This window comes from Rahnella sp. PD4, assembly GCF_049199325.1.
Taxonomy (GTDB): Bacteria; Pseudomonadota; Gammaproteobacteria; order Enterobacterales; family Enterobacteriaceae; genus Rahnella; species Rahnella perminowiae.
Genome location: NZ_JBLZQF010000005.1, coordinates 355,270 through 369,243 on the forward strand (window position 1 = coordinate 355,270; position 13,974 = coordinate 369,243).

The following is a 13,974-nucleotide window of genomic DNA, read 5'->3' on the forward strand; positions in this document are numbered from 1 at the left end:
AATGATCGGTGATCCTGGACAGTATAAGCTGGGATCAGAAGTGAGAGTTATACACAGCATGAAAAGCGTACAGGGGTTGTTAGAGGGATAACTACGGGTTTTACCCTGCTTTTAAGCCTAGTTATCCACATCTGATCGCCTGAAATTTACACTTATTTGATCAAATTAATCCAGTTGATCACCCAAACCTCAGCGGGATCTTCAGGAATTTCGTATTGCGTCACGTCGATCTCAAGGCGATCACCGATCCTTTTTGCCCCTAATGACGTCAGTTTGTTATCCAGGGAATTGATCGCGCCACAGAAAGTGTCATATTCACTGCTGCCCAATCCTAAGGCACCAAAGCGAACTTTAGACAGATCCGGTTGCTGCTCTTCCAACTGCTCCATAAACGGTTGCAAGTTGTCGGGCAGTTCACCTGCGCCGTGAGTTGAACACACAACCAGCCAGATCCCTTCCTGCGGGACTTCATACAGCTCCGGGCCATGAAATAATTGGGTGGAAAAACCGGCTTCTTCCAGTTTCTCTGCCACATGTTCTGCAACATATTCGGCGCTGCCAAGCGTACTGCCACTGATCAGGGTAATGTCAGACATAATGCTCTCACCCGGGAAAAGGAGACTATTGTACGCTGTGAATGAGCTGGGATCTACCTGTGGATAATAGGGGTATAGAAATCAGATGTCAGGGCTGGATGGTGCGTGTGATGGGGTTCTGCAGAGAGATCAGGGTCTCGGTTGATTGGATCTCATCAATTGTTTGGATCTTGTTGATAAGTACATGCTGAAGGGAATCAATCGAACGACACATGATCTTGATGAAAATACTGTAATGCCCGGTGGTGTAATAGGCTTCAACCACTTCTTCTATATTCTCAAGCTTTTTCAGGGCAGAGGGGTAATCCTTGGCACTTTTTAAAATGATGCCAATAAAACAGCATACGTCGTAACCCAGCTGTTTGGGATTGACGGTAATATGCGCACCGGTAATGATGCCTGCATGCTTCATTTTCTCTACGCGTACGTGGATCGTCCCCGGACTGACTGTAAACAATTTTGCCAGTTCGGCATAAGGCGTACGGGCATTGTCCATCAGGGCGTTGAGGATCCCGCGATCAAGCTCATCGAGCTGGTAAATTTCAGTCATGGTCATCTTTCTCTTGTGGGCTTAATTTCTCTGCCAGCGTCGCTGTACGCGGCTTTTAACCCCGGTATCAAAGCGCCAGATATGATCGAAAATTCGCAGGATGCCGGGCTTACCATAGTGTGACATTGCCAGGGCATGAAAGCGGTGATGTTTTTCGCGCTGCAGTGACCTGACCTTCATTTGTACTTCATCTGGCAACCGCTGGGCGATAAAGTCCGAGATCACCACGGCATCGGCATCTTCCCACTGCGGAGAAGCAAGTTTATCCAGTGTGGCATTCAGGCAGGCTGCCAGATCGGTACCGCCGCGAAAATGTTGTCCCAGAAAGCGCAGCGCCTGATCCAGGCCACCGTTAGAGGTCAGTTCATAATGGATCACTTCACTGGCAAATAACATGATGTAACATCGGCGGTTATCCGCCAGAGCGATCTTCAGTAATGCCAGACAGAATGCTTTGGCGCACTGTTCGTTAAAGCCGCCCATGGAACCGGACGTATCGACGCAGACCACAAAAGGCCCGCGCGGTTGCGGTTCCTGTTGCTGATAGACCACCGGCCGTTTGACCACTTTCTCACGCCAGACATCCCCTTGCAGGCGATATGTCATCAAACGCTTTTCCAGCAAACGACGATAGAATTCATATTCCAGCTCAGGCAGCCCCAGCGTCACCAGCTCCGTCGGCATGAGGCGCAAAATATCATCGCTCTGATGAATGCCGTTCACTTCTTCCGGCACTGTCGCGGGTTCGCGCACCATCAGCCGGTGCGTTTCCATTTTTGCATCTTCATGTGGACTGGTTTTGGCCGTCTGGCTGCGGCCCAGTTGTTCGGCCAGATGCATCAGTTCAGGCTGCTGCTGAAGGAAAGCGCCAAACCGTGCCAGTGACTGAATATCACCCCGCAGCCGCTTCCCTTTACTCATGTCCCACAAACGTCCGGCTGCAGTGTCGTTCTCGGCTAATAAAGGGGATAACTCGCTGCTGAGCTGCAGACGTTGCAGCAATTCTTCCTGCAATTGCTCCTGTTCCTGTTCGAGCAACTGATGATGAACGTTCACCGTCTGGAAGGTCAGGTTCAGGCGCCAGCGCTGAAGGAATAAAGTATGAAAGATATTGCCGGTTTTTGACGTACGCGAAGCTTCATTATTTTCCTGTAAGGTACGGGCTTCTGTAGCAAATGGAGAACTGAGTTGCACCAGTTCATCGATGAGGGAAGCGAGACCGGACTGAAAAGACGTGGCATCAAGCTGCTGACAGTGCTGGTAAAGGTAGAATTCTTTGGCCAGCTCATGAGGAACCGGCGTTTCGTGGATCCTCTGGCGCAGGCGCAATTTCCATTCCGGAAGATCCCGGGTTAATGCACGCTTCAGACGGGGAAATTTCTCGAAGAAAACGACCAGTGCAGGCGCCGCCAGCAAGCCGACAATCAGTTCTTCAATCAGTTCGGCTTCGCTGATCGCCAGCAGCAGATCCAGTGACTCGAGACTGAACATGATCAGTGACCGCTGAATGTCTGTTGCTGATGACGCAACTGTTCAGCCACCTGCAGCAGGCTGGCTTCAATTTTTGCCATCCATTCAGCCGGAACAAACAGGCAGTTTTGCTGCTGGCTGAATTCATGCCTCTGCTGCGCCAGTTTTGCGGTCAGGTCATTGAGCGTATTTTTCATTTCGTCGGGAACAGCAATATGCGCATGACCGGGCAGTGTCAGTGGTGTGCTCTGACGGCTCACATCCAGCACCAGAATTTGCTGTTTGTCATCGATTTCCAAATCCACGGTTTGTACAAAACCAATCCCGTTGAGTTTGGCTTTCATTACGCCCCCTTTATTTAGCCATTCTTCCAGGATGCTGCGTTCGAATAATAAGTGTGTGACTTTTATTTCATGCAGGTGCAAAGGCGTTTGCAATAACAAGGTCAGATTGGGGGTATTGAGTGATTCTGGCAGGCTGTATTGTGGCTTGCGGCTGAAAATCCCGGCTTTCTTACTCAGTTTGATTGACTGACGCGTGCTCTGTTGTTGCTGATGTTGCATCCACTGCTGATTAAGCTGCTGGATTTTCATCAGCAATGCCTGCTGCTGATAAGCCTGCTCAGTAATGAGTTGCTCAATCTGAGTGTGCAGGAGGTTATACGTATTGAGATCATGCCATAAACAATCTTTCAGCAGGATCAGATCCACCGGGGTAATCGCTTTTCTGCCACTGAAAAATGCACAGGCCTGCAACAGGCGCAGGGCTTTTTTCCAGCGACGGTCAGAAACATAAGGCGCAGTATCCAGGGCATCAAGGCGCTGGCGCAGCTGGAAGATCAGCTCAAAGCAACTGTCTGAAAGATTGACTTTGTCGATCTCCGGCTGCCATTGTTGGTATTCTTCATCACTGATACTCAGAGACTCTGCCACCGGATTAGTGTTTTCATTGTTACGGCTGGTCAGCAGTGAGCGAAAATTTTGCTTATCCTGCACTTTATCCAGCCACAGACGGATCAGCATGCGGTCATACAGTGCCTCAAGACCACCATCAGCTTCGGGTAATTCGTTGGAAGCGCTGACCAGCAGACGTAAAGGTATTGCTTCTTCACGCTCGCCATTACGGAACCGGCGCTCGTTGATGGCGGTCAGAAGCGTGTTGAGAATGGCGGGACCGGCTTTCCAGATTTCATCAAGGAAGACAATTTCAGCTTCCGGCAAATAACCTTCGGTCAGACGCAGATAGCGGCCCTCATCTTTCAGGGCCTGAATTGATAGCGGACCAAAGACTTCTTCCGGCGTGGAAAAGCGTGTCATAAGATATTCAAAAGCGCGGGCATGGCGGAACGCGAATTTCAGGCGACGGGCGATCAGACTTTTTGCAATGCCCGGCGGCCCCAGCAGGAAAACGCTTTCGCCGCACAGGGCGGCCAAAAGGCAAAGTCGTATGGCATCCTGCCGTTCGTACAGGCCATGTTCTAATGCGTTGGCAAGACGGGCTATCCGTTCTGCCAAAAGGGGAAATTGCGCCATACTGTCTCTTTCGGTATCCATTAAGTTATTGAATAGTGTACTGGCTGGTGACGATATTCCACGTTTATTTTTATCGTTATAGCTTGTTGATTACTAAAAATTTTCTATTATCAAAAATGCGACCTCGTTCATAAGAACGCCGGTTTCACTGCGCATTTAAGGGTAGGCAATCTGATTTATTCGTGCATACTGTGCGCCTTTTAGTGGGCATCATAAGTCTGAGCGCACACATCGCTTACGGATGTTCGAGCAAAAAAGAAACGAAATATGAGCACTGAACATAAACGGTCACTCCCAGCAGTAACCCTGGCCGCCATTGGTGTGGTCTATGGCGACATTGGTACCAGTCCTCTCTATACCTTAAGAGAGTGTTTTTCTGGTCATTATGGTTTTAACGTTGAACCCAGCGTCGTTTTTGGCTTTCTTTCTCTGATTTTTTGGATGTTAATCCTCATTGTTTCGCTCAAGTACCTCACTTATGTGATGCGGGCGGACAACGCAGGCGAAGGGGGTATTCTGACGCTGATGTCTCTGGCAGGCAGAAACACGTCGGCGCGAACCACTGCCGTTCTGGTCATTCTCGGCCTGATCGGGGGAAGCTTCTTCTATGGTGAAGTGGTGATCACTCCGGCTATTTCAGTACTTTCCGCAATGGAAGGTCTGGAAATCGCAGCCCCTTCGCTCGATCCTTATATCGTTCCTCTTTCTATTACTGTTCTGACGCTGCTTTTCATTATTCAGAAGCATGGTACCGGCATTGTGGGCAAACTGTTTGCACCGGTAATGTTGCTGTGGTTCCTGACGCTGGCGGTGCTTGGCGTCAACAGTATTATGCAGAATCCTGAAGTGCTACGCGCCATGAACCCTATGTGGGCAGTTAACTTCTTTATCGAGCATAAGTCGTTCTCCTTCCTGGCGCTCGGTGCAGTGGTTCTGTCGATTACCGGTGTTGAAGCGTTATATGCCGATATGGGCCACTTCGGGAAATTCCCTATCCGTCTGGCCTGGTTCACCGTGGTACTGCCTTCTCTGGTGCTGAACTATTTCGGTCAGGGCGCATTATTGCTGAAAAACCCGGAATCGATTAAGAACCCGTTCTTCCTGCTGGCGCCTGACTGGGCATTAATCCCGTTACTGATTCTGGCAACACTCGCGACCATTATCGCCTCCCAGGCAGTTATTTCGGGCGTGTTTTCCCTGACCCGCCAGGCTGTACGTTTGGGCTATTTACCGCCAATGCGCATTATCCATACGTCAGAAATGGAAGCTGGCCAGATTTACATTCCGGCTATCAACTGGCTGCTTTATTTTGCGGTGGTTATTGTTATCGCCAGCTTCGAGCATTCGAGCAATCTGGCGGCGGCTTATGGTATTGCCGTGACCGGTACGATGGTGCTGACCAGCATACTTTCCTGTACGGTTGCGCTCAAAAACTGGCACTGGAAACCCTTCCTGGTCGGACTTTTACTGATCGGTCTGCTGTTTATGGATATCCCGCTGTTCGCGGCGAATGCCACCAAACTGTTCTCCGGTGGCTGGTTGCCACTGACGCTGGGTTTGTGCATGTTCATCGTGATGACCACCTGGAAGAGCGAACGCTTCCGCCTTATGCGCCGTATGAACGAGCATGGGAATTCCCTGGAGGCGATGATCGCCTCTCTGGAAAAATCTCCGCCGGTGCGTGTTCCGGGAACGGCTGTGTATATGTCTCGTGCCATCAACGTCATTCCGTTTGCATTGCTGCACAACCTCAAACACAACAAAGTATTGCATGAGCGCGTGGTACTGCTGACGCTGCGCACGGAAGATGCGCCTTATGTGCATAATGTCCGGCGTGTCACCATCGAGCAGCTGTCACCGACGTTCTGGCGTGTAGTAGCCAGTTACGGGTTTAAAGAAACGCCGAACGTGGAAGAAGTATTCCATCGCTGTGGTCTGGAAGGATTACCGTGCCGGATGATGGAAACGTCATTCTTCATGTCGCATGAATCGCTGATCCTGACCAAGCGCCCGTGGTATCTGTACTTCCGTGGGAAACTCTTTATGGCGCTCAGCCGTAATGCCCTGCGTGCGCCCGATCAGTTTGAAATTCCGCCTAACCGGGTGATCGAACTCGGCACGCAGGTGGAAATCTGATCCCCATTTCTGCCGCTCAAAGGGTACCTTCGGGTGCCCTGTTTTATTTCTGCTCCTGCCTTTCTTAAACGATAACTCAAATTTCCACGTTGTTTCCGAATCAGTCAGCGAAACGTTTCGACGCTGATCACAATTCCATCACTAGCTCGTTGCCATGTCCGCTAATCTTTATAAACTCTTCAATGAGCGAAACGTTTCGCTGTAGGAGTTCACAATGAAGAAGTCACCGCTGTTAAATGCCGAAATCTCACATGTTATTGCCCGGTTAGGCCACACCGATCAGCTGGTTATTGGCGATGCCGGTCTTCCGGTGCCAGCAGCTTGCCAACGCATCGATCTGGCATTAACCCAGGGAGTCCCCACCTTTTTACAAGTCTTAGAGGTAGTGACACACGAGATGCAGGTTGAGCGGGCTATCCTCGCCGAGGAAATCCAGACTAAAAATCCTCAACTCCATGAAGCGTTGCTCGCCCAATTGACACAACTCGAACAACACCAGGGAAACACCATTGCTTTGGATTACGTCAGCCATGAGGCATTCAAAGCGCAAAGCGAAAAAAGTCGGGCTGTGATCCGCAGCGGGGAATGTTCGCCTTATGCGAACATTATTCTGTGTGCCGGCGTAACCTTCTGAGGCTTTTATGCAACCTTTGCTGCAACTGACAGGCATTGATAAAGCCTTTCCCGGCGTGAAAGCCCTTTCCGGCGCGGCGCTCAGCGTCTATCCGGGACGAGTGATGGCGTTGGTGGGGGAAAACGGCGCGGGCAAGTCCACCATGATGAAAGTGCTGACCGGCATCTATCAAAAAGATGCCGGCTCAGTACGTTTTCTGGGTAAGGAAGCGACGTTCAACGGTCCGAAAGCATCGCAGGAAGCCGGGATCGGGATTATCCATCAGGAATTAAATCTGATCCCTCAACTGACTATTGCTGAAAACATCTTCCTTGGCCGTGAGTTTGTAAACGGTTTTGGCCGTATCAACTGGAAGAAGATGTATGCCGAAGCCGATAAACTGCTGGCGCGCCTGAATCTGCGTTACAAAAGTGACCGGCTGGTGGGGGATTTATCCATCGGCGACCAGCAAATGGTCGAAATAGCTAAAGTGCTTAGCTTTGAATCCAAAGTCATCATTATGGATGAGCCGACCGATGCCCTGACCGATACTGAAACCGCTTCTTTATTTAGCGTTATACGCGAACTGAAAGCTGCCGGCTGTGGCGTGGTGTATATCTCACACCGCATGAAAGAAATCTTCGAAATCTGCGACGACGTGACGGTATTTCGTGACGGGCAGTTCATTGCAGAGCGTCCGGTCAGCGAACTGGAAGAAGACACGTTGATTGAAATGATGGTGGGCCGCCGTCTGGAGGAACAATACCCGCGTATTAATCATGAACGCGGTGCGCTGCGCCTGCAGGTGCGTGATATCAGCGGACCGGGAGTGAACAACATCAGCTTTGAACTGTACAGCGGCGAAATCCTGGGGATTTCCGGTTTGATGGGTGCCGGCCGTACCGAACTGATGAAAATTCTCTACGGCGCGCTACCGCGTAAAAGTGGTTATGTGGCGCTAGATGGCCGCGAAGTGGTGACTCACTCTCCGCAAGACGGGTTGGCAAACGGTATTGTTTACATTTCTGAAGACCGTAAGCGCGATGGTTTGGTGCTCGGTATGTCTGTGAAAGAAAACATGTCACTGACCGCGTTGCGCTATTTCAGTCACACCGGCGGGAGCCTTAAGCATGCCGACGAACAGCAGGCTGTCGGCGATTTCATCCGCCTTTTCAATATCAAAACACCGTCAATGATGCAGACCATCGGCCTGCTGTCCGGCGGTAATCAACAAAAAGTGGCGATTGCCCGTGGATTAATGACGCGGCCGAAAGTTCTGATCCTCGACGAACCGACGCGCGGCGTTGACGTTGGTGCTAAAAAAGAAATTTACCAGCTTATAAACCAGTTCAAGCGCGAAGGGCTGAGCATCATTTTGGTTTCCTCAGAAATGCCGGAAGTGATTGGCATGAGTGACCGGGTTTTGGTGATGCATGAAGGTCATTTAAGCGGTGAATTCCCGATAGAACAGGCTACGCAAGAAGTGTTGATGGCAGCTGCTGTCGGCAAGCAATACGGCGTGACGCAGGAGTAATCAGATATGAGTTCTCAGACATTGCCAGCCAAAAAGCGCTGGATCAGTAAAGAGTGGTTGCTGGAGCAAAAGTCTCTGATTGCGCTGCTGGTGTTGATTGCCGTGGTTTCTTCCATGAGCCCGAATTTCTTTACGGTTAACAACCTGTTTAACATCCTTCAGCAGACGTCCGTCAACGCCATTATGGCGGTGGGTATGACGCTGGTGATCCTGACGTCCGGTATCGATTTATCCGTCGGCTCTTTGCTGGCGCTGACCGGTGCTGTTGCCGCCTCGATTGTCGGACTGGAAGTGAATGCGCTGGTTGCTGTGGGGGCTGCGCTGGTGCTGGGTGCCGCTGTGGGTGGCGTCACCGGTATGATTGTGGCCAAAGGTAAGGTTCAGGCGTTTATCGCCACGCTGGTCATGATGTTGCTGCTGCGCGGTATCACAATGGTGTATACCAACGGCAGCCCGATCAGTACCGGTTTTAATGATGTCGCTGATGTATTTGGCTGGTTTGGTATCGGTCGCCCGCTGGGTATCCCGACGCCCGTCTGGCTGATGGCTGTGGTGTTTATTGCGGCGTGGTACATGCTGCATCACACCCGGCTAGGGCGTTATATCTACGCGCTGGGCGGTAACGAATCCGCTACGCGTCTGTCAGGTATCAGCGTCGATAAAGTTAAAATTATCGTCTATTCCCTGTGTGGGTTGTTAGCCGCTCTGGCCAGTATCATTGAAGTGGCGCGATTATCCTCTGCGCAGCCGAACGCGGGTACAGGTTATGAGCTGGATGCGATTGCCGCTGTGGTATTAGGGGGAACCAGCCTGTCCGGGGGAAAAGGACGCATTGTTGGAACGCTGATCGGTGCATTGATCCTTGGCTTCCTGAATAACGGTTTGAACTTATTAGGTGTTTCTTCCTACTACCAGATGATCGTAAAAGCAGTTGTCATCCTGCTGGCGGTTCTGGTGGATAACAAAAGCAACAAATAACCTCTCCTACAGGACTTATGACCATGAATATGAAAAAACTGGCTGTCTGGGTTTCCGCTGCAGCGATCACCGCTTCTTTCAGTGCTAACGTTCTGGCGAAAGATACCATTGCGCTGGTGGTTTCCACGCTGAACAACCCGTTCTTCGTCTCCATGAAAGACGGTGCGCAGAAAGAGGCGGACAAACTGGGTTATAACCTGGTGGTTCTTGACTCTCAGAATAACCCGGCGAAAGAACTGGCAAACGTACAGGATCTGACGGTTCGTGGCACTAAGCTGATGCTGATCAACCCGACTGATTCTGATGCGGTAGGCAATGCCGTTGCGATGGCAAACCAGGCGAAAATCCCGGTGATCACCCTTGACCGTCAGGCTACTAAGGGGGTTGTGGCCAGCCACGTTGCATCGGATAACGCCTTCGGTGGTAAAATGGCCGGTGATTACATTGCCAAGAAACTGGGTGAAAACGCTAAAGTCATTGAACTCGAAGGGATCGCCGGGACGTCTGTTGCCCGTGAACGTGGTAAAGGTTTTGCTCAGGCTGCTGAAAAACACCATTTCCAGATCCTCGCCAGCCAGCCTGCTGACTTCGACCGCACCAAGGGCCTGAACGTTATGCAGAACCTGCTGACTGCACATCAGGATGTACAGGCCGTGTTCGCTCAGAATGATGAAATGGCGCTCGGTGCATTGCGCGCCCTGCAAACTGCCGGTAAAACGGATGTGCTGGTTGTTGGCTTTGACGGCACCGAAGACGGTATCAAAGCGGTTAACAGCGGTAAAATGGGTGCGACCGTTGCGCAGCGCCCTGAACAAATCGGTGTGATCGGCGTTCAGACCGCAGACAAAATATTGAAAGGTGAAAAAGTGCCTGCTGTTATCCCTGTTGATTTGAAACTGGTTGCTCAGCCGTAATACTCTTTTTATCTACGCTGTAACTGCGCCTTCTGATGGAGGCGCTATTTGACTCAGGGATCTCCACATGAAAACCGGCAAACTGGTGGTACTCGGCAGTATCAACGCTGACCACATTCTGAATATCAACCAATTCCCGCTACCGGGCGAAACGGTTATTGGCAAGCAGTATACCGTAGCCTTTGGCGGCAAAGGGGCGAATCAGGCCGTTGCAGCCGGTCGCAGTGGTGCTGATATTTCTTTTATTGCTTGTGTGGGAGATGATGATATTGGTGAGCGCGTTCGCAAGCAGCTGGCCAGTGACCATATTGACACGCAACCCATTGAAGCCATTAAAGACACTACCACTGGCGTAGCGCTGATTTTTGTGAATGCGGAAGGTGAGAATGTTATTGGTATCGATGCGGGAGCTAATAAAGCTGTCACCCCGGCATACCTTGATCGCTATAAACAGCAGGTCATCGGGGCTTCTGCTTTATTAATGCAACTGGAATCCCCTCTTGATACGGTGATTGCGGCAGCGAAGATTGCCAAAGACAACGGTACACAGGTGATCCTCAATCCGGCTCCTGCATGCGAATTGCCGGGTGAATTACTTGCGCGGGTGGATATAATCACCCCGAACGAAACCGAAGCTGAAAAGCTGACGGGAATTAAAGTTGACAGTAATGAAGCTGCCGCATGTGCTGCGAAAGCTTTGCATGAAAAAGGTATCGCAACCGTCATCATTACGCTGGGCAGTAAAGGCGTCTGGCTCAGCCAGAACGGCGAAGGAAAGTTGGTGGCGGGGTTTCGCGTGAAAGCCGTCGATACAATAGCAGCAGGTGATACTTTTAACGGTGCATTAGTCACCGCGTTGCTTGAAGGTAAAACGATGGATAGCGCGGTACGATTCGCGCATGCGGCGGCGGCGATTGCCGTGACGCGCCCTGGTGCCCAACCTTCCGTTCCGTGGCGTAACGAAATAGACGATTTCCTCGCACAACAGGAGGCCTGATTGGCCACCATGAAAGATGTCGCCCGCCTTGCGGGCGTTTCAACCTCGACAGTCTCCCATGTTATCAACAAGAATCGTTTTGTCAGTGAGTCCATCGCTGAGAAAGTGAATGCTGCCGTAGAACAACTTAACTACGCGCCTTCCGCATTAGCCCGCAGCCTCAAGCTGAATCAGACCCGTACTCTCGGTATGTTGCTGACGGCCAGCAGTAACCCTTTCTATTCGGAAGTCGTGCGCGGAGTGGAGCGCAGTTGTTATGAGCGTGGATACAGCCTCATTTTATGCAATACAGATAATGATGCAGAGCGTATGAACCGCAGCCTGGAGACGCTGTTGCAAAAGCGGGTCGATGGGTTGCTCATCATGTGTACTGAAAACCACCGGCCATCGAAAGATGCGATCAGCCGGTATCCGTCACTGCCGATTGTGATGATGGACTGGTCACCGTTTGATGGCGCGATAGATATTATTCAGGATAACGCGCTGCTGGGCGGCGAAATGGCGACGGCGTTTTTAATCCGTCAGGGATATCATCGCATCGCCTGTATTACCGGCCCGTTGGATAAAACGACTGCGCAGGAACGACTCAGTGGCTATCGTCAGGCGATGGAGAAAGCAGGTCTGAAGATTTTGCCCGGTTATGAAGTGAGTGGTGATTTTGAATTTGAAGGCGGATTAGCCGCAATGCAAAAGTTGCTGGCGCTACCTGAACCGCCTCATGCAGTTTTCGCCGGTAACGACGCGATGGCGGTTGGCGTGTATCAGGCTCTTTATCAGCGCAGATTGCGCGTCCCTGAGGATGTCGCCGTGATGGGTTACGATGATATCCAGTTAGCGCAATATATGATGCCGCCGCTGACAACAATCCATCAACCTAAAGACTCGCTGGGAGAACTGGCCGTTGATGCATTACTACATCGGTTGCAAGACCCGGATTCACAACCACAGGTATTAGTATTAACGCCGGAGCTGGTCGTGCGTCAGTCGGTGGGATCACTCATCGGTAAGTAACAGGCTCTGACATTCCAGAAGTGCTGCATTGGCATCACCGGCCAGAATGGCATCCGTCAGCCGCTGGTGATGCTCCAGCTTAATCACCTCATTGCCGGTAATTGCCCGAAAATAGCTCTGATACACTGAGCTGAATAAATTCGCGAAAGAAGTCAGGAACGGATTTTTCCCCGCTTCATAGATAAGCTGGTGAAATTGCGTATCTACTGTTATCCAACGTTCCCGATCGAAGTTGTTATGTAGCTGGCGCATCTCATACATATAGAGGGAGAGCTGATGCGTTTGCTCTTTACTGGCAGCGAGTGCCGCTAAGGCGCAGGCCTGAGGTTCGAGAGCTCTGCGCAAAACAATAAAATGTGCCATCACCTGATCGAAGTTTTCGCGGGTCATCCACCAGGTCAGTAATTCCTGATCGAGAAAGTTCCAGCTTGATTGTGGCATCACCCGGGTACCAATTCGCGGACGAGGTAAAAGCATCCCCTTGGCCGTCAGCGTTTTTACGGCTTCACGCACGGCCGTGCGGCTGACCCCAAAAATCTCTCCTAACTCATTCTCGCCGGGAAGAATGGCGCCTTCCGGATATTCCCCAGACAAAATACGTTGTGCAATTTTCTCCGCAAGAAGATAAGAAAGGTTACGTTGAGCCGCTTGTTGATGCGCATTGAGTAGCATGTAAGGTATTCCTGAATGTCTTTCTCTTATTATAAAGGAGAGTTTACTCCAGGCTCCGGCTTAAAACGGGGATGTTTTTAGCGGAAAACGGTCGATATTTATCCATTTCGGGCAAAATTGTTGGATTAATGACCGGTTGATAAAAAAAGTTAATTTAGGGGTTGCGGGCTTCTGAGAACTCCCTATAATGCGCCTCCACTGACCGGGAACAACGACTGACAAGTCGCCTGGCCAGGAAGAGAAAAAGAAGAATGTTCGAATGAATAATCTCTTGACTCTTCAGCGGGAAAACGTAATATACGCCTCCCGCGCCGCATAAGATTCCTTGCGAACCGCGGCATGCTCTTTAACAATTTATCAGACAATCTGTGTGGGCACTCACAAGACGATATCAGCCACTTCGGTGGCAAAAAATATCAAGTCTTAGAGTGACCAAGCAGTAATTCATTTAGTTGAATTATTACGAAGTAATCTCTGAGCACCGCTTAACATGTTTAAGCAAATCGAACTTTTAATTGAAGAGTTTGATCATGGCTCAGATTGAACGCTGGCGGCAGGCCTAACACATGCAAGTCGAGCGGCATCGGGAAGTAGCTTGCTACTTTGCCGGCGAGCGGCGGACGGGTGAGTAATGTCTGGGAAACTGCCTGATGGAGGGGGATAACTACTGGAAACGGTAGCTAATACCGCATGACCTCGAAAGAGCAAAGTGGGGGATCTTCGGACCTCACGCCATCGGATGTGCCCAGATGGGATTAGCTAGTAGGTGAGGTAATGGCTCACCTAGGCGACGATCCCTAGCTGGTCTGAGAGGATGACCAGCCACACTGGAACTGAGACACGGTCCAGACTCCTACGGGAGGCAGCAGTGGGGAATATTGCACAATGGGCGCAAGCCTGATGCAGCCATGCCGCGTGTGTGAAGAAGGCCTTAGGGTTGTAAAGCACTTTCAGCGAGGAGGAAGGCATCA

The 13,974-nt window shown here is 50.9% G+C and carries 12 protein-coding genes and 1 rRNA gene; 8 read left to right on the forward strand and 5 right to left on the reverse strand.

Features of this window, described 5'->3' with window-relative positions:
• Positions 1-152 precede the first annotated feature (152 nt).
• The 4 genes from mioC to ravA form a co-directional block, all read right to left on the reverse strand.
• Positions 153-596, reverse strand: coding sequence for an FMN-binding protein MioC (gene mioC, locus ACOZIO_RS15625; RefSeq protein ID WP_217138554.1), 444 nt, complete (start codon positions 594-596; stop codon positions 153-155).
• Positions 597-684: 88 nt separating this feature from the next.
• Positions 685-1,146: a transcriptional regulator AsnC gene (gene asnC, locus ACOZIO_RS15630; protein WP_421595479.1), complete on the reverse strand. Its 462-nt coding sequence runs from the start codon at positions 1,144-1,146 to the stop codon at positions 685-687.
• 21 nt (positions 1,147-1,167) lie between these two features.
• The gene (gene viaA, locus ACOZIO_RS15635; protein ID WP_421595480.1) at positions 1,168-2,637 is read right to left on the reverse strand and encodes an ATPase RavA stimulator ViaA; all 1,470 of its coding nucleotides are present in this window, start codon (positions 2,635-2,637) and stop codon (positions 1,168-1,170) included.
• Positions 2,638-2,639: 2 nt separating this feature from the next.
• Positions 2,640-4,148 (reverse strand): ATPase RavA, encoded by a 1,509-nt coding sequence (gene ravA, locus ACOZIO_RS15640; RefSeq protein ID WP_421595481.1) that lies wholly within the window; start codon positions 4,146-4,148, stop codon positions 2,640-2,642.
• Between the two features lie 267 nt (positions 4,149-4,415).
• Between ravA and kup the strand changes: the two genes are divergently transcribed.
• From kup to rbsR, 7 genes are all read left to right on the forward strand, one after another.
• On the forward strand, positions 4,416-6,284 hold the full coding sequence (gene kup / locus ACOZIO_RS15645) for a low affinity potassium transporter Kup (protein ID WP_129954150.1): 1,869 nt from the start codon (positions 4,416-4,418) through the stop codon (positions 6,282-6,284).
• 214 nt (positions 6,285-6,498) lie between these two features.
• Positions 6,499-6,918: a D-ribose pyranase gene (gene rbsD, locus ACOZIO_RS15650; protein WP_129954152.1), complete on the forward strand. Its 420-nt coding sequence runs from the start codon at positions 6,499-6,501 to the stop codon at positions 6,916-6,918.
• Positions 6,919-6,925: 7 nt separating this feature from the next.
• On the forward strand, positions 6,926-8,431 hold the full coding sequence (gene rbsA / locus ACOZIO_RS15655; RefSeq protein ID WP_421595482.1) for a ribose ABC transporter ATP-binding protein RbsA: 1,506 nt from the start codon (positions 6,926-6,928) through the stop codon (positions 8,429-8,431).
• A gap of 6 nt (positions 8,432-8,437) precedes the next feature.
• Entirely contained in the window at positions 8,438-9,409 is a 972-nt protein-coding gene (gene rbsC / locus ACOZIO_RS15660) for a ribose ABC transporter permease (RefSeq protein ID WP_129954156.1), read from the forward strand.
• Positions 9,410-9,432: 23 nt separating this feature from the next.
• On the forward strand, positions 9,433-10,323 hold the full coding sequence (gene rbsB / locus ACOZIO_RS15665; protein WP_129954158.1) for a ribose ABC transporter substrate-binding protein RbsB: 891 nt from the start codon (positions 9,433-9,435) through the stop codon (positions 10,321-10,323).
• A gap of 67 nt (positions 10,324-10,390) precedes the next feature.
• Positions 10,391-11,320, forward strand: coding sequence for a ribokinase (gene rbsK, locus ACOZIO_RS15670; protein WP_421595483.1), 930 nt, complete (start codon positions 10,391-10,393; stop codon positions 11,318-11,320).
• A complete protein-coding gene (gene rbsR / locus ACOZIO_RS15675; RefSeq protein ID WP_129954162.1) occupies positions 11,321-12,331 on the forward strand; it encodes a ribose operon transcriptional repressor RbsR in 1,011 nt (336 codons plus the stop codon). It begins immediately after the preceding gene.
• Here rbsR and ACOZIO_RS15680 read toward each other — a convergent pair.
• On the reverse strand, positions 12,314-13,003 hold the full coding sequence (locus ACOZIO_RS15680) for a FadR/GntR family transcriptional regulator (protein ID WP_129954164.1): 690 nt from the start codon (positions 13,001-13,003) through the stop codon (positions 12,314-12,316). The two genes, rbsR and ACOZIO_RS15680, sit on opposite strands and share 18 nt — an antisense overlap.
• A 512-nt stretch (positions 13,004-13,515) precedes the next feature.
• Here ACOZIO_RS15680 and ACOZIO_RS15685 point away from each other — a divergent pair.
• Positions 13,516-13,974, forward strand: a 16S ribosomal RNA gene (locus ACOZIO_RS15685); the annotation flags it as partial.